Annotated in this window: 17 protein-coding genes and 1 tRNA gene; 7 read left to right on the top strand and 11 right to left on the bottom strand. The window is 36.4% G+C overall.

The window, feature by feature from the left end:
• The first annotated feature begins 60 nt into the window (after window positions 1-60).
• The 3 genes from map (at window position 61) to JNG87_RS08640 (ending at window position 3,978) form a co-directional block, all read left to right on the top strand.
• Entirely contained in the window at window positions 61-825 is a 765-nt protein-coding gene (gene map / locus JNG87_RS08650; RefSeq protein ID WP_202843427.1) for a type I methionyl aminopeptidase, read from the top strand.
• A gap of 321 nt (window positions 826-1,146) precedes the next feature.
• Window positions 1,147-2,679, top strand: coding sequence for a M20/M25/M40 family metallo-hydrolase (locus tag JNG87_RS08645; protein WP_202843419.1), 1,533 nt, complete (start codon window positions 1,147-1,149; stop codon window positions 2,677-2,679).
• A gap of 603 nt (window positions 2,680-3,282) precedes the next feature.
• The gene (locus tag JNG87_RS08640; RefSeq protein ID WP_202843413.1) at window positions 3,283-3,978 is read left to right on the top strand and encodes a hypothetical protein; all 696 of its coding nucleotides are present in this window, start codon (window positions 3,283-3,285) and stop codon (window positions 3,976-3,978) included.
• Between the two features lie 121 nt (window positions 3,979-4,099).
• On the opposite strand, the gene JNG87_RS08635 is transcribed toward JNG87_RS08640, so the two are convergent.
• The 4 genes from JNG87_RS08635 to JNG87_RS08620 form a co-directional block, all read right to left on the bottom strand.
• Entirely contained in the window at window positions 4,100-4,894 is a 795-nt protein-coding gene (locus JNG87_RS08635) for a DUF2490 domain-containing protein (protein ID WP_202843411.1), read from the bottom strand.
• 404 nt (window positions 4,895-5,298) lie between these two features.
• On the bottom strand, window positions 5,299-5,715 hold the full coding sequence (locus tag JNG87_RS08630; RefSeq protein WP_034696971.1) for a hypothetical protein: 417 nt from the start codon (window positions 5,713-5,715) through the stop codon (window positions 5,299-5,301).
• 186 nt (window positions 5,716-5,901) lie between these two features.
• Window positions 5,902-5,988: transfer RNA gene (locus JNG87_RS08625), tRNA-Ser, on the bottom strand.
• 55 nt (window positions 5,989-6,043) lie between these two features.
• A complete protein-coding gene (locus JNG87_RS08620; protein ID WP_202843409.1) occupies window positions 6,044-7,060 on the bottom strand; it encodes an asparaginase in 1,017 nt (338 codons plus the stop codon).
• 159 nt (window positions 7,061-7,219) lie between these two features.
• Between JNG87_RS08620 and JNG87_RS08615 the strand changes: the two genes are divergently transcribed.
• Window positions 7,220-7,900, top strand: coding sequence for a TrmH family RNA methyltransferase (locus JNG87_RS08615; protein ID WP_202843407.1), 681 nt, complete (start codon window positions 7,220-7,222; stop codon window positions 7,898-7,900).
• 47 nt (window positions 7,901-7,947) lie between these two features.
• Here the strand turns inward: JNG87_RS08615 and JNG87_RS08610 are convergent, their stop codons facing one another.
• The 3 genes from JNG87_RS08610 to tsaD are packed head-to-tail and all read right to left on the bottom strand — an operon-like array spanning window position 7,948 to window position 10,048.
• A complete protein-coding gene (locus JNG87_RS08610) occupies window positions 7,948-8,643 on the bottom strand; it encodes an RsmE family RNA methyltransferase (RefSeq protein ID WP_202843404.1) in 696 nt (231 codons plus the stop codon).
• Window positions 8,640-9,035 (bottom strand): hypothetical protein, encoded by a 396-nt coding sequence (locus tag JNG87_RS08605; protein ID WP_110010837.1) that lies wholly within the window; start codon window positions 9,033-9,035, stop codon window positions 8,640-8,642. Before JNG87_RS08605 ends, JNG87_RS08610 begins: the two co-directional genes overlap by 4 nt.
• Window positions 9,032-10,048: a tRNA (adenosine(37)-N6)-threonylcarbamoyltransferase complex transferase subunit TsaD gene (gene tsaD, locus JNG87_RS08600; RefSeq protein WP_202843402.1), complete on the bottom strand. Its 1,017-nt coding sequence runs from the start codon at window positions 10,046-10,048 to the stop codon at window positions 9,032-9,034. Before tsaD ends, JNG87_RS08605 begins: the two co-directional genes overlap by 4 nt.
• A gap of 4 nt (window positions 10,049-10,052) precedes the next feature.
• Here tsaD and JNG87_RS08595 point away from each other — a divergent pair, with 4 nt between their 5' ends.
• From JNG87_RS08595 to JNG87_RS08585, 3 genes are all read left to right on the top strand, one after another.
• The gene (locus JNG87_RS08595; RefSeq protein ID WP_202843394.1) at window positions 10,053-14,843 is read left to right on the top strand and encodes a translocation/assembly module TamB; all 4,791 of its coding nucleotides are present in this window, start codon (window positions 10,053-10,055) and stop codon (window positions 14,841-14,843) included.
• Between the two features lie 134 nt (window positions 14,844-14,977).
• Window positions 14,978-15,448: an Lrp/AsnC family transcriptional regulator gene (locus JNG87_RS08590; RefSeq protein ID WP_002984446.1), complete on the top strand. Its 471-nt coding sequence runs from the start codon at window positions 14,978-14,980 to the stop codon at window positions 15,446-15,448.
• Between the two features lie 69 nt (window positions 15,449-15,517).
• Window positions 15,518-15,895 (top strand): hypothetical protein, encoded by a 378-nt coding sequence (locus tag JNG87_RS08585; RefSeq protein WP_202843392.1) that lies wholly within the window; start codon window positions 15,518-15,520, stop codon window positions 15,893-15,895.
• Between the two features lie 85 nt (window positions 15,896-15,980).
• On the opposite strand, the gene gwsS is transcribed toward JNG87_RS08585, so the two are convergent.
• The 4 genes from gwsS to JNG87_RS08565 all read right to left on the bottom strand — a co-directional run bounded on the left by gwsS (window position 15,981) and on the right by JNG87_RS08565 (window position 19,299).
• Window positions 15,981-17,051: a grasp-with-spasm system SPASM domain peptide maturase gene (gene gwsS / locus JNG87_RS08580; protein WP_202843390.1), complete on the bottom strand. Its 1,071-nt coding sequence runs from the start codon at window positions 17,049-17,051 to the stop codon at window positions 15,981-15,983.
• 175 nt (window positions 17,052-17,226) lie between these two features.
• Entirely contained in the window at window positions 17,227-18,129 is a 903-nt protein-coding gene (gene gwsG / locus JNG87_RS08575) for a grasp-with-spasm system ATP-grasp peptide maturase (RefSeq protein WP_202843388.1), read from the bottom strand.
• Window positions 18,126-19,031 (bottom strand): hypothetical protein, encoded by a 906-nt coding sequence (locus JNG87_RS08570; protein WP_202843383.1) that lies wholly within the window; start codon window positions 19,029-19,031, stop codon window positions 18,126-18,128. The genes gwsG and JNG87_RS08570 overlap by 4 nt, the downstream gene beginning before the upstream one ends.
• A 67-nt stretch (window positions 19,032-19,098) precedes the next feature.
• Window positions 19,099-19,299, bottom strand: coding sequence for a TIGR04139 family peptide modification target (locus JNG87_RS08565; RefSeq protein WP_202843381.1), 201 nt, complete (start codon window positions 19,297-19,299; stop codon window positions 19,099-19,101).
• Window positions 19,300-19,864 lie beyond the last annotated feature (565 nt).

Below are 19,864 nucleotides of genomic sequence, written 5' to 3'. Positions count from 1 at the left end.
CATCTCAGAACGTTTTAATTTCCTAACTTTGTAGTTCTCAATAACAATCAAAACAAAACTATGTCAATCACCAACGAAGATCAGATGCTGGGAATGCAAAAAGTAAGTGAAGCTGTTGCCTATACATTGAAGAAAATGATGGATTATGCTGAACCCGGCATGACCACAAAAGATCTGGACGAATATGGAGCCCAAATACTGGAAGGTTTCGGAGCAAAATCAGCACCTTATCTGACGTATGGATTTCCAGGCTGGACGTGTATCAGCGTGGATGATGAATTCTGCCATGGGATTCCAACAGATCAAAGGATTTTGAAAGAAGGCGATCTGATCAATATTGATGTTTCAGCAGAACTGGACGGATATTGGGCAGATAATGGAGGTTCTTTTGTGATCGGAAAAGATATTCACGGACATCAGAAACTGGTGGAAGCTTCCAAGGATATCCTGAGAAAAGCTATCGACAATATCAAAGGTGGTGTCAAAATAGCAGACATAGGGCATTTAATGGAAACAGAAGCGAAGAAAAGAGGTCTTAAAGTTATTAAGAATCTTGCAGGCCACGGAGTAGGGAGAAGCTTACACGAACAGCCTGACGAATTGCTGAACTACAGAAACCGTTATGATTTCAGACGTTTTAAGAAAAACTCTGTCGTGGCTATTGAAACATTTATCTCCACCGATTCCAATATTGCTGTAGAATTAAAAGACGGATGGACTATGGTAGGTAATAAAGGCGGTTACATGGCCCAGCATGAGCATACCATTGTAATTACTGATGGAAAACCTATCATTTTAACCGAAATGAACGAAATCCTGGATTAAAAGAAACCGCAACGGTGTGAAAACGATTGCCTTAAATATATCAGTAATAAAAAACTTTGTGTCCTTGCGTTAAAGAAAAAACACAAAGTACTAGAAAGACTCAAAGCTTCATCGAATCAACTTGTTGATTACTGCTTAGCTCTCTTATATTCAGTTTTAGGAATATAAAACTTTACGTTTACTATAAAAACGATCCGTCATCTTATACCCAAAAGAATCTGTTGTAAATGTTCCATTGATGAAAAAACCAGGCTTTAAATTGTTGGGCATAAAATACTTTGTTATATTTATAGAATAAAATCACCTCACAAACTATTCACTATGAAAAAATTTCTTTTAATCCTTTTGGGAATCGTTGTCATTCTGGCTGCTGTCGTATTAATCAAAACCTACACCTATCCATTTAAAAAAAATAATATCGGGGCAGGCGAGGGCTGGAAACCGGTAAAAAATGATTCTGCAGTCATGAGACTTTCAGGAGGAATAAAAGTACCCACCGTTTCTACAGGGAGTTTGGGTGAATTCGACTATGCTCCGTTTGATCAGTTTAAAACCTATCTGAAAACATCCTATCCATTGGTCTATCAAAATACGGAAAATGTTGAGGTGAACCAATATGGACTGGTGTTCAGGCTTAAAGGAAGCAATCCTGCTCTGGAACCCATTTTATTTCTTTCCCATATGGACGTAGTTCCTCCCGGAGATGCTGATATAAAGAATAATGATCCAAATGTATTCCGTCCGGATGATAAACCTTTAGAACCCGTTTCAAAAGTCGCAGAAGATTGGGAATTTGCCCCCTTTTCAGGAGCTGTTGCCAACGGAAGGATCTACGGAAGAGGTGCCATAGATATGAAGGGAATGCTTTTTTCCTTGATGGAATCCATGAATTCTATGATTAAAAACAAACAGATTCCACAGCGTGATATTTATCTGGCTTTCGGTTTTGATGAAGAAGTAGGCGGAAAGAAAGGAGCGATTCAGATTGCCGATTATTTTAAGAAAAAGGGATTGAAATTCGATGCTGTTTATGACGAAGGAGGATTGATTATGAGAAAAGGAAATGTAGCCGGAATTGATACAGACGTTGCCGTAGTAGGATGTGCTGAAAAAGGTTTTCTTTCTGCAAAAATCAAAGTAAAAGGGCTGGGCGGACATTCTTCTATGCCTCCTATGGAAAGCGCAATCGGAAAAGCTGCTGTTATCATGCAGCGTCTGGAAGATCACCAGATGAAACCTGTTATTACCCCTTTAATCCAAGAATTTTTTACGAATATCGGAGGTGAAATGCCTTTTGCCACAAGAATGGCACTGGCGAATCAATGGCTTTTAAAACCGGTACTGATTTCCCAGCTTACCAAAAATAATACAACCAATGCTTTGGTGAGAACCACAACAGCTTTAACGATGATGAAAGGAAGTGATGGAACTAACGTCCTTTCTCCAGAAGTGGAATTTGTGGTTAATTTCAGATTACTTCCCGGAAATTCGGTGAAAGATGTAAGAGATCATATTGCTAAATCGACTGAAGGTTTTGATGTTGAGGTAGAAGAAATTGATAATACAAGGGAAGCTTCTGCTATTTCCCCAACCAATACAAGAGCTTTTAAAATGATAGAAGCCGGAGTGAAAGAAATTCATCCAGGAGCCATTGTTACCCCTTATCTTACTATGGCTGGAACCGATGCCGGTAAATATGAAATTGTAAGCAAAAACGTCTACAGGTTCATGCCGATTAAGATCAACAGTGCCGAGCAGCAGAGTATTCACAGTACCAATGAATATCTTAGTATTGAAAACTATCTGAAAATGATCCACTACTTTGAGTACATTATGAAGAATTATGATAAATAAGTGTCAATGGTGAATGGTCAAATCGCTGCGCTTGTGAATTTTATAAGCTCGTATATAATTGAACGTGGTGTTCGCAAAGTTTTTATGATGTTTACTTTTTTTCGACCGCAGAGGCGTTTCATTCAGCAATGTACACACTAAGGTCTTTGGCTGAACGGAGTGCCCTTTGCGAACTGATAAATTCTGTATATTAATAAACCTTGGGAATTTTAGCTTTAATTATGATTGACGATTGACTTTGTGAAGCAAAAATTGACCATTGACAAAAATCTTTTTCACAAAAAATATATTGCGTCAAGTTTTTGATACACTTACATAGATTTTAACACAAAGTCCGCTACGATATTTTATTATAAAAAACGATCGCGAAGGCGTTTCACTCAGCAATGTACACACTAATGTCTTGGCTGAACGGAGTGCCTTTGTGAACTGATAAATTCTGTATATTAATAGACCTTGCGAACTTTAGCTTTAATTATGATTGACGATTGACTTTGCGAAGCAAAAATTGACCATTGACAAAAATCTTTTTACAAAAAAATATATTACGTCAAGTTTTGTCGCATTACGGCTATAGCTTTGTCATATCAAAATTACAGAGCTATGGAATTGCCATTTTACTTAAACTTTAACGACTTTGAAAGTAATTATTACGATAACCTTGAAAAATGGTTTGAAGAATATCATAATACCAGCGAAACAGATTACCTGAAAGCGCTTGCAGAGCTTTATCGCCCCTATGTGTATTATAACTTTGCAGATGACATGCTAAAGCCCGATGCTTCCATTGAAGTGAAAGACTGCTTTTTTCCTTATCATGAAAAAATCGGAATCTCTTTCTGTATTGATTGTGATAGTGAAACTTCTCCATCCAATGGAATGAATCAGGTATTTGAATTTAAAAATATCTCCATGATGGAGTATGCCCAGCATATTCTGGATAAGATCAATAAGTTTTGTTCAAAAAATGCTCATGCTCTTGATGGCAGTAAAAATATTCAGGACTATATTAATAATTACAGTATTATTACTTCAATGGAAGGAGTAGGGTATTGTATCAGCTACAACCGTCATCAGAAAGCCATTCCATTTTTAAAAGCTTATCTTCCCTATTATGGACAGACCGTTAATATGGCAGTATACAGGGATTTTCTTTTTTCTGTTGTTCAAATTGCAGAGTTTATAGACCAGAAATTAAAAACTGTGCATGCTTTTAAACAGACTATTTATGCACGCTCAAGAGCGGAAGCCAAATTCAATGTGCAGTTGAGCCGTCAGTTTCTGACTTTGTGCAACTAAATTTTACACCAAACATTCATACTTAATTATATTGCGGAAAACTTATGTTTTCAACCAAAAATCCCGGTCAGTAATGATCGGGATTTTGTATTGCAATTGTATGAATACTTGCTTATGTGTATTACTTGTTTTTTTTATAAGGAATATTCCATACCAGGTCGGCTGCCAGATAATGAACGCCACCATGATGAATACTTCTGCTGTCTCTGATCAGATCGTCCATATATCCTATGTCTACAGTAAAAGGAGAGTTCGGAATTGTAAACATATAGTACGCCGCAATACGCATTTCACGATATCCAAACGAATTCCATTCAGAATCCGGCTCATTGAGATGGCTTATAGAAAACAGGGCTTCTGCACTCAAGGCCAGTTTCTGATTGTTTTTTGGAGATAAATTATAGATGAGCTGATTCTTGATCCGTGTTCTCAACTGAAAATCCTCTTCGACTTTATGAAAGTCTGCATCGAAAAACTTCCTGAATTCCTGGCGTATGGTACTTTTAAGTTTCCATTTCCTGCCGAGATCAAAAGTATAGGCATATCTTCCGTAAATTCTGAATTCCTGTTCCGTACTTTCTTTATCATAAGGAGCTGTACTTTCATACTGTGGCTGACGCCGATAACTTAATGCATAACTATATTGCTGGTGTGGCGCAAATGAATGATAAACTTCATGATTTAAAACAATGATCGCCTGCTTCGAAAACAGATTATGATCATCCGGACTGCTTTTTCTCCCGATGGCTACGTAGCTCAAAGCCTGTTTTTTACCCAAAGAGTCGAGTTGTCGCTTCACTCCGAAGGCTCCCCAGAATGCATTGTTGGCATCTCCCAGTCCAGGTGGACTGATCTGCGCTTTGATCGATGTTCCTATACATCCCAATAAAAATAATCCTGCAAAAAATTTCTTCATGCTCAATAGTATGGATAACTGTTTTACTGTTAATCTTAAATAGCTGCGAAACCATGAGACGGATAAGAATACTGTTGATACGCAGAGAGAATACTTTATAATAGCAAAATTAGAGGCTTTGTTCATAGAATGTTTATTCAAAATCTTTTAATACTGTTTAAAAACAAGACAAAGTAAAGGCCTGATTTAGGATAGAATTAGGAATAAGATTCTAATGGAAAACTTAATGTTGTAATAATATTTTAATTGTGGATAAAATGTGAGTAACTTGTTAGTAGTTTGTGGAAAAGCACTATGTATTTATTGGTTTACTGTGTAATTATTTGATTTTGTATGGTATATAAAGTAAATTGCCACAATATAAATACTGTGGCAATTTGGTTTATGGACTGGTTTATTTACTATTAATTCTGTCTTACTCCGCACATAGCATCCCATGTTGTCCAGAAATGGGCATTAATAGCTCCGATAGGAGGATTTGTACTGTCTGCAACAATTCCTACCATAGAAGCACAGTTGGAATTACAGCCTATTTCATTATGACTTCCAGCCTGAGGTGGAATCTGGCGCCATGTACCTGTTGAACCGCTTAATAATTCTACTTTAATTTCGAAGATTCCCGAAAGATTGGGCGTTTGAATCTGTTTGGTAGGATTTTCACTTGAGATGAAGTCGCTCCAGTCTCCTTGTGAAAAAGTTACACGCCATGTAGAAATCATTTTAGAGGTATCGTTTTGTGGGGAAAGATACACCCAGAATTGTGCTCCGTTTCCAAGTACTAACTGACCTGAAGAATTTGCATTTACACTTGTTGATGTCATTTTGGTTTGGTTTTTAGTTTGTTAGATTGTGTATCAAAGTAACGAAGAACAAGGCACCTGCAGTAGCGTATAAATGACCAATTATTAAACTGAGTATAAATACTTATAGGAACGAATGTAAAATAATCAAGAATCTTGATCATAAAAAAGCCTGTACTATTTAATAGCACAGGCTTTACTTTCTTGCAGAAAGGAAGGGATTCGAACCCTCGATACAGTTACCCGTATACTACCTTTCCAGGGTAGCTCCTTCAACCACTCGGACACCTTTCTTTTTGAGATTGCAAAAATAGTGTATTTTCTGGAATATCCAAATTATTCTTACAAATTAATCTGTAATTTCTCCACAAAGACTTCTGGTGAAGTTATCGGCAAAGCTTCCGGAGTAACTTGGATTATCAATTAAGTGCATGGCTTTGGTAATCGCTGTTTCCGCTGTCATGTCTCTTCCGCTGATCGCTCCGATTCTGGAGAAAATATTACTGTTTTCATACTTTCCGAATGAGATGCCTCCTGAAATACATTGACTTACCACTACAATTTCAGTCCCGTTATCCCGGATTTCCTGAAGTGTTTCCTGCGTTTTGGCGCTGCTGAAAATGGTTCCCGAGCCAAACACCTGAAGAATAAGAACCTTCATTTTAGGAATTTCCCTGAAGTGGCTCAGATGCATTCCCGGAAAAATCCTCCAAAATAAAATATCTTCGGAAATATGTTCATCCACATGAAATTCTACTGTCGGGTCACAGCGGAAAAGGTTATCTTTAATAATATTCAGATGAACTCCGGACTGTCCTAGAATAGGGTAATTCGGGCTTGCGTAAGCATCAAAATATTCTGCGGAATATTTCAACGTTCTGTTTCCTCTTAATAATTTGTACTCAAAATAAATGGCAACCTCCTGAATGACTGCTTCGTCATTTTCATAAAGGCTGGCATAATAAAGGCTGGTCAGAAGATTTTCCTTGGCATCCGTCCTCAGGTCTCCAATCGGAAGCTGGGAGCCGGTCATGATGACAGGCTTTCTTAATCCCTTCAGCATGAAACTTAATGCTGATGCCGTATAAGACATGGTATCCGTTCCGTGAAGAATCAGGAAGCCATCGTAGTCGTTATAATTTTTGTGAATATAATTAGCGATCACTCTCCATTCTTCAGGTCCCATATCCGAAGAGTCCAGCGGTTTGGCGAAAGGATGTACAAAGACTTCGCATTCCATAAGCCTCATTTCAGGCATCTTTTCGAATATATTTCCAAAATCAAAGGCACGGAGACTTCCGGTTTCATAATCTTTTTCCATTCCGATGGTTCCACCGGTATAGATGAGCAGGACTTTTCGCTTCATGTACTAATTTATTAAGAATTGGCCCCCGATTAGGGTTCATAGGTCAAAATTACGTTAATTTGCAAAGATTTGAAAATGAATGAAACGCTTATCATGAAATTTTATAAAAATAAAATGAAAATGACTGATGTTTCATAAGGCTATTGAAAAAATAACTAAATGCGGATGAAAGATTTAGCGCAAACCTTTGAATATTTAAAACAGTTTTTAACCGAAGAAAGGCTCGAGAAAATTGAACATTTTTCTCAGGAAAGTTCAGACTTTGTCCTTCCGGTGGTGGAAGATATCTATCAGTTTAGAAATGCAGCAGCCATTGTACGTTCTGTGGAAGCCTGTGGTTTCCATAAAGTAGTGGCTTTGCAGGAAGAATACAGTTTTGAACCCAATCTTCGTGTAACAAAAGGAGCTGATACCTGGGTTGAGGTAGAAAAACTTCCCCGAAATATGGAATCTTTCCAGAATATTAAAGACCGCGGATATAAAATAGTGGTTGTTTCGCTGGAAAAGAACGCTAAAATGTTACCTGAATATGAAATAACAGAACCCATTGCTTTGGTTTTTGGAACTGAAATGGAGGGCGTTTCCCAGGAGATTTTAGATTTTGCTGATGAAACACTGGCCATCCCAATGTATGGCTTTACAAGAAGCTTCAATGTTTCTGTAGCGGCTTCCATTTGTATGTACGAACTGAAACAAAAGCTGATAAAGTCTGGGATTGATTATAAACTGAATGAAGAAAAACTTTTAAGGATGCAAATCCTTTGGGCTGTCAATTCAATCAGAAGCGGACAGCAGATTTTTGAAAAATATCTGAGAGAAAATAATATTGACTGGAAATAGTAATCTGAAATAAAAATGAGAAGGTTTTGTGCCTTCTCGTTTTGTATTTATATCATATTGTAATAATTCCATGCGGCCACAAAAACTCCCGCCGTTTCCGTTCTCAGTCTTTGACTTCCTAGAGAAACCGCTCTTACTTTGTTTTCTGCCAGAAATGCAATCTCCTTTTCAGAAAAATCACCTTCGGGGCCTATTAAAAAAGTAAGCTGCTTCAGCTGAGGAATATTTTTAAGATCAATTCTTTCCAGATTCTGATGGCAATGCGCTACAAAGGTATGCTCCGGATCAATATTTTTCAGAAAATCCGTCAGTTTTACAGCATCATTGATCACCGGAAAATGAAATCTCAGGCTCTGCTTGGATGCTGCAACAGCCTGTTTCCTGATTTTATCGATGTTGATGTTTTTACGCTCCGTTTTTTCAGTGATAATAATGCTTATTTCTGAAATCCCCATTTCCACCGCTTTTTCCACAAAAAATTCAATTCTGTCAATATTCTTGGTGGGAGCAATCGCAATATGAAGTTGAGGATTGAATTCCGGCAGATTTTCTTTGATCTCAGAAACTTCAATCCCCGCTTTCTTGCCTTCTATAATCAGTTTTCCGGAAGCCAGTTTTCCCTTTCCATCCGTCACGTGAATCGTTTCACCATCTCTCATGCGAAGAACTTTTACAATATGCTGCTGTTCTTCGTCGTTGATTATAACTTTATTTCTGTTGATGTCTCCGTAGAATAGTTTCATATATCCTGGTTTATAAATGCTACTCCTGTTTTGATGGTTGTATATATATCTGTATCACATTCCCGGTAAGAACACATGTATATTTCTTCTATCCATACATTATTAATGAAAATCAGATTTAAATATTCCTGTTTTCTCAAATTATTTTTGATGGATAAATAATCTCCTTCTTTTGGAATATAGGGAAAACTAAAAAGATGTTCAGAATTAATTAATTTTAAAACTTCTTCTTTGATATCCTGAATATATCCAGTCTCAGAACTTTCTCCGTTAAACTCTGAAAAAGTTTCTGAGCCCTCATGTCTTCCTGTGATAGTTTCCAATACCCAGTAATATTTTGAGTTCTTTTTAGAATGTGTTCCCAGTACTTTTTCTTCTAAGAGTATTTTCATAAATCGTATTTTGCCGTTGCGGAAGTTCTCAGATCGGTAAATTCTCCACGTTCAAACTTCAGTTTTGCTACCATGGCAATCATGGCTGCATTATCTGTAGTATATTCGAATTTTGGAATATAAATACTCCATCCCAGTCTTTCTTTGTTGTCTTCCATTGCTTTTCTAAGTGCGGAATTGGCAGATACACCTCCTGCAATAGCGACCTGATTTACATCGAGATCTTTGGCTGCTTTTTCAAGTTTATTCATCAGGATTTCAATGATGGATTTCTGTACAGATGCACATAGATCATTAAGATTTTCCTTGATGAATTCCGGGTTTTTTCTGACTTCTTTCTGAATGAAATACAGCACGGAAGTTTTAATACCGCTGAAAGAATAATCGTAGTTTTCCAGTTTCGGTTTGTTGAATGTAAAAGCATCGGGATTTCCTTCCTTAGCCAATCTGTCGATGATGGGGCCTGCAGGGTAATCAAGGTCAAAAATCTTTCCGATTTTATCAAAAGCTTCTCCTGCTGCATCATCAATGGTTTTGCCGATGATTTCCATATCAAAATAGTCTTTTACCAATACAATCATGGTATGTCCGCCGCTTACGGTAAGGCATAAAAAAGGAAAGGTAGGCGGCACAGGATTTGCATCCTCGATGAAATGGGCCAGAATGTGGGCTTGAAGGTGATTTACTTCAATCAAAGGTACATTCAGGCTCATCGCCAAAGACTTAGCAAATGATGTTCCTACAAGAAGAGATCCTAAAAGTCCCGGTCCGCGAGTAAATCCTATAGCAGAGATAGCATTTTGTTGTATATTTGCTTTAGAAAAAGATTTTTCAACAACGGGGATAATATTTTGCTGATGGGCTCGTGAAGCCAATTCAGGGACAACGCCGCCATATTCTTTGTGGATGGCCTGGTTCGCGGCAATGTTTGAAAGAATAGAATTTCCCTTGATGATAGCTGCTGAGGTGTCGTCACAGGACGATTCAATACCTAAAATTATAGAGTCGCTCATAATAATGGCAAAGTTAGAGAATAATAACGAGAATGAGAATAAAAAATCAGTAGCTGAAAACCTAGGGGATCAGGTACAGAAAACTGTTGAAAATGTAGAGGGAAAAGTAAGGGAAACAGTAAAAGAAGCCTCTGAGCTTGCTTCGGATGCGATACATCATCCTGTAGAAACAGCTGAAGAATTTGGGAAACAGGCTGTAAAGGATGTTACCAGCTATACCTGGTGGGCAAAACTGCTCCTGATTCTCTTTTGGCTGGGTATTTTCCTTGTAGGTGGAGTCCTTATTGCCATCAACCTTCCGGTAACAAAAAGATGGGCTGCTGATCAGGCTCTGAAGCTTGTTAATAACGATTTTAAATCTGATTTTTCTACAGAAAGTGTAGATGTAAATTACTTCGGTGATGTAACCATTAAAGGCTTAAAAGTAAAAGATTATAAAGGTTTTGATTTTATTACAGCCCGTGAGTTTCGCGCAGATTCAGACTGGATATCTCTGGCAGTAAATGCCATCTCAGGAAGCAGCAATTCTCTAAGTTTTAACTCTCTGGCTCTTGTGAATGCCGATGTAAAGGTGATTACTTATAAAGGAGACAGTATATCCAATTTTGTAAGGTTTGTAGAACTCTTTGACAATGGTAAGAAAAGAGATCCCAAGAAACCTCCTTTTCAACTGAATTCCAGAATTCAGATTATTGATTCTAAGGTTTCCATCGTTAATGAAAATTCTCCCGGAGAACAGGGAAAATGGCTTACCGCAACAAAATTCAATTTAAAAGCACCGAACGTAAAAGTCAACGGACCGAATGTTTCGGCGTTGATTAATAATATGTCATTTGTAACTTCAAGGTGGGGAAAATCTCACTTTGTGGATACCTTTTCAACAGAACTTTCTCTAACGAAGCAGTTTTTGTCGTTAAAAGACCTTACCCTGAATACGGATCATACCTTACTTCAGGGAGATATCAAATTTAATCTTCACGACGGATCCTGGGCAGATTTTGCAGACAAAGTACGCTGGGATATGAATATTAAACAGGGAAGCCAGCTAAGCGGATATGATATCAGTTATTTTGTAACCAACTGGGATAATATCAAACCCTTCAATCTTTCCGGGGTAATGACAGGGCCATTGAATAAATTCCACCTGGAGAACTTTCTGATCAGAAATCCTGACGTCAATATTGCTACCAAAACGATGAAGGTTGACAATCTGCTGAAAGGAAATTTTGCTATTGAAACAAAAGATCTTTCAACAGATTTTACGTACAAGGATTTAAAAGCCATGATGCCTTCATTCATCTCCAAAAAGATGAAGAACTTTGCAGATGATTTCGGAAAACTGAAATATAACGGAACCGCAAAAGTGAATCCTGAGCAAATTTATGTGGATAATGGTAATTTAATGACAGGAATCGGGCAGGCGAAAATTTCGAAACTTACTCTGACAGGCTACAGCACTGCAATGCCAAAATATTCCGGTTATCTTGATGTAAAAGATCTCAATACCTCAGTCATCACTAAGAATAAATCGGTAGGCTTAATTTCCGGTAAATTTGATCTTAACGGACAAAGTTTTGACGTCAATACCATGCGTCTGACTACGAAATCTCAGATTGCCAGTATTGAAATTATGGATAAAACGATCAATAATCTGTATCTGGATGGTTTATTGGATCATAAAAAATATAACGGACTCATCACTGTTAATGATGAGCAGGCTAAAGCTACGGTCAAAGGATTGATCGATTTCAGTACTTCAAGAATCGCTATGGACGTTAATGCAGACGTTACTTACCTGAACATGAATTACTTTACCAACAAGCCCGGCACTCAGGTGGTAAGTGGTCAGGTTGAAGGGAAAATGGCCATGTCTTCTATCAACGATCTTACTTTAGATGTGAATGCCAATAACCTTCACTTTGCTTCAGCTACTCAAAAATATAATATTCCGAATGCCAGGTTAAAAACGTTTGTTGAAGCAGGAGGTCGTGTCATTGATGTAGATGCTCCGGGAGCAGCGACAGGTAAAATCTCAGGAAAATATAACCTTGCAGATCTTGCAGGAATGGTAGAAAATGGAGTAGGGAAAATATTGGTGGGACCGCCGCCAAGAAAATTATACCGTGGACAGAATTTTGCGTTGAAGTTTGATGTCCAGCAGGGCCTTGTTAATTATTTCTTACCCGAATTGAGATTACCACAGGGAGCTCTTGTAGAAGGGGAATATGATGGGAATTCCAACAACCTGATCCTGAATCTTGATGCGGCATCTTTAAAATATATAATGACCAAGGAAGAGGAGATTACAGATGCTGATCAGGCGCTGGCATCTTCAAATCCTGATTATAAAATTAATGACCGAAAAAATCTCAGCAGAGACAGTGCAATGGTGGATAGTGTTAAAGTGAGAATTAACACAGGTGACCTTAACCAGCAATTGTATGCTAAGATCAACAGGGTCATTTATAATAAAAATGTAATTAAAGATTTTGAGCTTAAAGGGAATAATGAAAATGGAAATACACTTCATTTAGCAACCGTGTTCAAGCATGGAAGTCCTGATGATGAGCTTAACGAAAAGCTTAAGGAATATGCAATCAATGTAGATCAGTCCACGGATGCAGCTGGTGATTATGTATTCAGGTTTGAACCTACCGAGGTAAAATTCAATGAAGTTACCTGGGCTATAGATACAAGTCCTGAACTGAATCACTCTATTACCTACAGAAAGAAAACCGGAGATTTTGATATCAGGAATCTGAGGGTATATTCCGATAAAAGTGCTTTGTTTATTAAGGAAGCCCAGTTTAAGTCAGCAAAAGACTTTTACGTAGATGCAGACATCAACGATTTTGCGGTAGAGAAGCTTCTTGAAATGCAGTCCGGAGGAAATACTATGGATATTAAAGGTCTTGCCAACGGAAGCGTTAAGATCAAAATGGATAAAAGTACACTTCAGCCGCTGGTAGATCTTAACATTGATGATATTAAGATGAATGGTGATGATATGGGGGATATCTCTATTTCTGCCACCAATGGATTCTCGCTGAATGTGTATGATATTGATGTGAAAGTTCACTCTGCCGGCGTACTTGGAAACAACAGCCTTAACCTTACAGGAACGGTTAATAATAATACTTCTTCTCCGATTATTGATCTTACTGCGGAAATGCGTGATTTTGACCTGGCATTTACGCAGCAGTTTGTGCAGACTATTTTCGGAAACCTTCGCGGAAAGGCAACAGGGGATCTTAAAATCAATGGAAAGCTTAACAATCTTGATTATAGCGGAGATATTGCATTAAAAGATTTTGGATTAAAACTATTGTTTACCGGGGTAGATTATTCTTTTGATGATACTGTGATTCAGCTTTCCAAAGGACTTGCTATCCTCAATAATATTGAAGTACACGACGGAAGAACCAATTCCAAAGGGAATATCTCCGGAGCGATTCAGTTTGAAACCCTTTCTTCCATGGGGGTATCTCTTGTAATGAGAGCAGACAACCTGTTGATGCTGAATACCACGCAAAAAGATTTTGACCTTTTCTGGGGAAGAGTTTACGGACAGGGAGATCTGTACGTGGACGGACCTGTATCAGGATTAAGTATAACCACTCCTAATATGAAGGCGCTTAACGGAAGTACCTTTACCTTTAATTCCAGCTCAACGTCCAATGTAGAAGAATTTAAAATGCTGAGGTTCCTGAAAGAAGGAAAAGATGGTCTGATTACACTTGAAGAAAAGAAGAAAACAGGAGCCAATATGAATATTGACTTCAATCTGGCGGTAGATAAAGGAACCACCGTAAATGTACTGGTAGGAGACGATGTGGGAAATATTACGGTAAAAGGATCAGCTGATCCGTTGAGGTTCCATATGAACAGACAGGGGAATATTGCGATGAGCGGTACCTATAAAGTAGATAACGGAACATTTGTCTCTAAGGCCATTCTTAATAAAACATTCCAGATCGAAAGAAACAGCAGTATAAGGTGGGATGGTGATGCGATGAAACCAATGCTGGATATTAATGCCAACTACATCAGAATGGTTTCCAATGCGGGAGAATATCTTAGTATGGGGAAACTGCAGCCTATCAGTATTCTGCTGCAGGCCCATATCACCCAGTCGTTGGTAGACCCCCAGATTGATCTTAATGTGACGGCAATGGATGTATCCAGCCAGGTAAGAGAAACACTAGCTGCGAAAATGAGCCAGGAAGGAGAGAAGGTTCTCCAGTTCGGATCTGTATTGCTATTGAGTACCTTTAACGTATCCAATACAGGTGGATTCGATGTAAATGTAGGAAATGTAGCGGAATCCTCAGGATATAATATACTTCTGAAGCAGTTGGGATCTGTTCTTAATACGATGAGTAACGAATTTCAGATTGACCTTAATTATGTGAAAGGAGATCAGAACTCAAATTATGGAGACAGAGCCAATGCGGGAGTAAGTGTAGCCCTTTCCCCGAGAGTCAATATCAAGACCGGTTTAGGTATTCCTTTATCAAAAACGGATGGTGCACAAAACAATTATCTTTCCACGGAAGGATCTGTAGAATATGATCTGTCTAAAAAGAATGATGGCTCATTGGTGATACGTGCGTATTCCAAGCCTACAAACATCGGAATGGTGAGTACAAACGGTTCTGCTAATCAAGCTTATGGCGGAGGGGTAGTGTGGAGTAAAAGCTTCAATTCTTTGTTTAAAAAGAAGAAAAAAGACAAAAAAACTTCAGACGCAAAAGGTGAAATAAAAACAGATTCTATAAAATCGAATGGTAAATAATTAGAATATTTTAATGATTTTTATCATCTGTGTTAATTATTGTTAATATTTGATATATATTTTTTAGTTAAATTATTTTTCGTAAATTTGCAAAAAATACATAGATTTTTTAAAGAAATTGTAATTTAACTAATATGAACTATCAACTGGACGAAATAGACAAGAAGATTCTTGATTTCTTAGTAGAAAACACAAGAATGCCTTTTACTGAAATTGCAAAGCAGATGGATGTTTCTGCTGGAACAATTCACGTAAGAGTGAAAAAGATGGAAGATGCAGGTATTATTTTGGGATCATCTCTTAACATCGATTATGGTAAGCTGGATTATCACTTTACAGCTTTCATAGGTATCCTTTTGACAAAATCAAACCGTACTCAGGAAGTATTGAAAGAATTGTCAACTATTCCTAACGTAATCGAGGCTAGCGTTATTTCAGGAAAATATAATATTTTCTGTAAAGTAAGAGCTAAGAATACTGATGATGCCAAAAGAATTATTTACCAGATCGACGACATTCAGGATGTAATGAGAACTGAAAGTATGATCTCTATGGAGGAATTCTTAAGTGACAAAAACAGACTGATCAACGCAATCTCTGTGTAAGTCAAATTTTAAACGAATAATTATAAAAGAACTTATGAAATCTCTCATAAGTTCTTTATTTTTGTAGGTATGGAAGAATACAGCTATTTTGACGAAGACCCAAAGAAAGGATGGGGATTTATTTTGGCGTTTGCAGCCTTGATGTTGTTTACTATTATGGGACTTGGTATCGATGTGGATGAATATCTGCAGCATGAATACCTTCAGATTCCGAGGTGGTACTTCTATGTGATTTTTTCTATTGACATACTGATGATGATAGGGCTTGTGCTGATGTTCTTCTACAAAAAGGCAGGAATCTTTATGTTTCCGGCTTTACTGGTGCTGCATTTCTTTATGCACAATTACTACCTGTCTACATTTTTGTATACGGATGTAACCAATCTCTTCCTGTTTACAGGATTTGGAATGCTTGCCATTATCCCAAAATGGAAGTTTTTTAAATAAAATGTAATCAATACGATAAGATAATAAACCGCTTTTAAATCTAATTTAAAAGCGGTTTTCAATTAACAGGGATTATGAAAAAAAATTATCTGAGTACCAGGGAATTAAAAATTTCTTGTTTTAAAGGGTTTTTTGACCAGTCATCCCAAACGCCCGTATAAGGATTATAGCCGCATTTCAGAGGTTTTGATATATTCAGGCCTTTTTTGTTTTTTAATGTGTTTTCCGTATATGCCCTGCAGTCTGTGCAGACATAACGGAACTCACAGTCTTTGCATATTTCAATTTGGTCTTTAGTAAGATCCCAGTATTTTCTGAAATCAGGTTGATTGATAGCTTCTTCAAGACTGTATTTATGGATGTTTCCAAAGCTTTCATTCATCAGTGGACAGTTTTTAATATTACCTTTTCTATCAATGCCTATCTTTTTATGCAGGCAGGAATTGTGGTTCACTGCTTCTATAACTTTAGTAATATTCGTGTTGAAGTATTTCAGTTCCACTTTTCCACAGGCAGATATTTTCAGATCATCTTTCAGCAAATTCAGTGAGAATCTATATTCATCTTTAGCTTTGAAAGGAGACTCCGGACAATTGTAAAAAATAAGACTGTATATTCTGACCGTATTTTTTTGAAGAGCCTGTATAAAAGAGAGGTTGACTTCCTGGTGAAACGGTGAGAAAATTTCTATTCCTGATAACACTGAGGTTTTAAAAATTTCATCAATTTCTATACAATCTTTTAAGGGTAAAGGTTTTGAGCTGTAAATAACCAAATGCTTAATCCCAAGGTTTTCTATTGACGGAAATATCTTCTTTATGATCCCGATATCGTCCATTTCAATAAAGAGATTGGTGATAGCGCTGGGCTCATGATGTTCAAAAGAAAGGGGAGGAAAATTTCTATCCCAGTCATTCTCTGTAATAAATCCATATTCTTTTTCCAACAGAAGATGGATGTATTCCTGAATAATTACTTTGGATTCTTCATCATAACTTGTCATTGTATCTTCAACGGATTTGTTTTTCAGCTCTTCTATAATTTCATACAACTCCAACGGATACAGTTCTGATATATTTCTCTGTAGATCTGAAATGAGAATTCTGGTGGCTCCTTTGGTGATAAGGATGTTGGCAAATAGGCTGAAATAGTTCATAATAATCTCGTCAGAAATTTATAAGGATTAAGTTTTGCGTAAGAATCAGTATAGTATTTTTCGCATGGAATGGTGATGCTAAAATGTTTTTTCTCACGAATTTTGTTTTTTACAACGTCAATATATTTAAAGGTGAGGGGAAGTTTATGTTTTTCTTTGTTAGTAAAATCTCTTTTCATAAATAATCAGCTATTTCTTTTTCCAATAAATAATTACATATTACTGATATTCCCAAAAACTGGCCTACTGGATTGACTTCTAAAAAATAGTATTTACCATCATTTTTGATGAAATCAAGAGAACCGGAATTAAGATCTAATGACTGCATTAACAGATGTATTTTTTGCTCAATATTTTTCGGAAGATTATAAGGTACTTTTCTATTGGGTTTTTCATCATTGTATTTCCTAAAGTCAATTTTAGTTTGGTTATCATTTTGCGAAAAGATGGCTGTAGACCAAACTTTACCATTTAGATAAAAGCTTCTGATCTCGAAGTTTTTTTCGATTTTTTCCTGAAAAAAAGTGATTAAAAAATTTTTATTTTCATTTTCTTGAACAACTGTTGTATACATCATCCCACTGGAATCCTTGAGTATGCTTTCCATTCTTGGGTTGCCACCAATGGTTTTGATGATTGTTTTATTTAAAGTAACATGATCTGTGTTGTCAGCCAGAAAATAAGACGGAACATCTAATCCAGCCTTTTGGGCCTCTTCAAGCACAAGAAGTTTATTGATATCACAATTGCTTTGTTTATTAATATGTTTTTTTGACTCTAAAACCTTTATTACATAATCTTCCAGCCAGTGTTGATATTCATTCATATGGAGGTTAATCGCTTCATTTTTATAGTACAGGCGGTTAAACTTCAGTCTACCTCTTCTATACCATACACTGCTAATTTCATCAATAAAAAAACAATTTCTCGGGCTTTCTAGATAAATCCGTTTTTCTTGGATTTTAATATCAAAAATTTCATCTTCATGCACCCGGATAAAGCTTTTATCCAATTTTTGTAGCCATTTAATGACTTCTGTAGTGGTTATCTCGTTATTTTGAGAAATGATCAGTATCAATTTTTCTTTTTTATTTTTTTGAAAAAATCTTTTGTAATCAACTGAGCATGCTTTAAGCTTGGCAGCCCTATGTTTTTGCGATTACGATTGACGGTTGCGGAGTCTTTTATATTTTCATATCCTTGATAAACGCCATAAGTATAAGGTACTTTATGGTGTAAATTATTTCTATCTACCATAGCTGCGTAGTCTCTTGGGGGACATTCACCAGATTTTACATACTCTAATAGCTTTATTTTCAAATATGGGTAATACTCTTCATAATCTGCCATGTGTAGTAATATAGGTCCTGATGGCATAAAGAAATCACCATTTGATAAACCAATTTTTTGCAGACTTGGGAAACCATAATTCTCAAACATCCACCTCAGAAGTTCAGCATTCTTTTTATCATTTTTATTGATATCTGCATAATTTGAATCAATACGGCTGTCTTGATCACGTTTAAACGCGACTGTAAAAGAATCTACAAGTTTTTGATTAAGTCCTCTTTTCCATTCCTCAACTTTCAATTCCATTTCCTGCCTGCCAATACCATATTTTTGATAGAGCTGTATGAAGCTGGAGTCTTGCTTTTTATATTTCCAATTATGTGCAACTAACGGAATAAGCTTGTAAAGACTTTTTTTCCCTCCGAAATTTTTGTGATGTTGATCTGCAAGCTTTATGTAATTTTCATATTCCTCCCTCCGTTCCTGGTTTTTGGGAGGATATTGGCTGAATATTTTTTTGTACTGCTTAATTGTAAATATTGTATCCTTTTGTAAACGAAATATACTGTCGATTTCATTGATTCTATTATAATAGGTTATATAGTTCAAATTTCTGCTCTTGCAAGCTATGAGAGTGAAAATTATAGCTATTAAACCATATGAAGCATAGTTCCAAATATCCTTTTTCATAAATTCTCTAACGAATATGGTGTGATGATAAAAGAGATAGAGGGATAACCCTCTATCTGTGATAATACTAATTAAGGCTGGTATCTATTTTTAAAGTACTGATAAGAGTCCCATCTTTCCATGTTTCTTTATCATAACATGTAGAACCACAATCTGTTTCTACATATTTATAACCATCTCCACCTAAAATAGATTTTAGATCCTTTCTTTGTAATTTCTTGTTTTCTGTAGAAGAGAAGCCACTCTTCATTCCATTTAATTTTTTCATGTGTGTAATTTTTAATTGTTTTTATATAAATCATTTGTGTCAAATTAACCCTTGACTTTGGGTGAATAATTCTTCCTATTTATTATACACTGTACACTTGCATTTTAAATTTGAAGAATACATTTTGTCAACGTTGATGGGATAAAACTATAAATATTTAGATCACTTTATAGGGATAAAATGTGTAAATGATTTGTATTTTGCTTTGTGTACAAATGCAAATTTTACTCTGAATAGGAGCTGGGCTTTGGTGAAATATTTGAAATTCGAAAAAGTATAAATTACATACCGGCTATAAAAAGAAAGCTACTGACTTTAACAATAGTTTGTACGGTAATATTTTCTATTGTACAATACCGGAAAATAAGTGATGTAAGCCTGGAAATAAGATGTTGAATAACTTGTTTTGGGTACTATTTGTATGCTTCTTATGATTTGTTTTATTTAAAATCAACTTTTTTAGCACCAAAAACCACGTAAGTATCCCCTCAGTTTTTATAAAAAAACCTCTGATTTTAAAACTTTGGATATTAACAAATGAATTTTAAGTATAAAAAAAGCTTTT

It is taken from the genome of Chryseobacterium cucumeris, from assembly GCF_016775705.1.
GTDB lineage: Bacteria > Bacteroidota > Bacteroidia > Flavobacteriales > Weeksellaceae > Chryseobacterium > Chryseobacterium cupriresistens.
The sequence above is the reverse complement of the archived record's forward strand: the minus strand, read 5'-3'. Positions and strand labels throughout refer to the sequence as shown.

Coding starts and splice junctions, on each gene's coding strand:
- map (WP_202843427.1), top strand. CDS start 61: ATGTCAATCACCAACGAAGATCAGATGCTGGGAATGCAAAAAGTAAGT.
- JNG87_RS08645 (WP_202843419.1), top strand. CDS start 1,147: ATGAAAAAATTTCTTTTAATCCTTTTGGGAATCGTTGTCATTCTGGCT.
- JNG87_RS08640 (WP_202843413.1), top strand. CDS start 3,283: ATGGAATTGCCATTTTACTTAAACTTTAACGACTTTGAAAGTAATTAT.
- JNG87_RS08635 (WP_202843411.1), bottom strand. CDS start 4,894: ATGAAGAAATTTTTTGCAGGATTATTTTTATTGGGATGTATAGGAACA.
- JNG87_RS08630 (WP_034696971.1), bottom strand. CDS start 5,715: ATGACATCAACAAGTGTAAATGCAAATTCTTCAGGTCAGTTAGTACTT.
- JNG87_RS08620 (WP_202843409.1), bottom strand. CDS start 7,060: ATGAAGCGAAAAGTCCTGCTCATCTATACCGGTGGAACCATCGGAATG.
- JNG87_RS08615 (WP_202843407.1), top strand. CDS start 7,220: ATGCGGATGAAAGATTTAGCGCAAACCTTTGAATATTTAAAACAGTTT.
- JNG87_RS08610 (WP_202843404.1), bottom strand. CDS start 8,643: ATGAAACTATTCTACGGAGACATCAACAGAAATAAAGTTATAATCAAC.
- JNG87_RS08605 (WP_110010837.1), bottom strand. CDS start 9,035: ATGAAAATACTCTTAGAAGAAAAAGTACTGGGAACACATTCTAAAAAG.
- tsaD (WP_202843402.1), bottom strand. CDS start 10,048: ATGAGCGACTCTATAATTTTAGGTATTGAATCGTCCTGTGACGACACC.
- JNG87_RS08595 (WP_202843394.1), top strand. CDS start 10,053: ATGGCAAAGTTAGAGAATAATAACGAGAATGAGAATAAAAAATCAGTA.
- JNG87_RS08590 (WP_002984446.1), top strand. CDS start 14,978: ATGAACTATCAACTGGACGAAATAGACAAGAAGATTCTTGATTTCTTA.
- JNG87_RS08585 (WP_202843392.1), top strand. CDS start 15,518: ATGGAAGAATACAGCTATTTTGACGAAGACCCAAAGAAAGGATGGGGA.
- gwsS (WP_202843390.1), bottom strand. CDS start 17,051: ATGAACTATTTCAGCCTATTTGCCAACATCCTTATCACCAAAGGAGCC.
- JNG87_RS08570 (WP_202843383.1), bottom strand. CDS start 19,031: ATGAAAAAGGATATTTGGAACTATGCTTCATATGGTTTAATAGCTATA.
- JNG87_RS08565 (WP_202843381.1), bottom strand. CDS start 19,299: ATGAAAAAATTAAATGGAATGAAGAGTGGCTTCTCTTCTACAGAAAAC.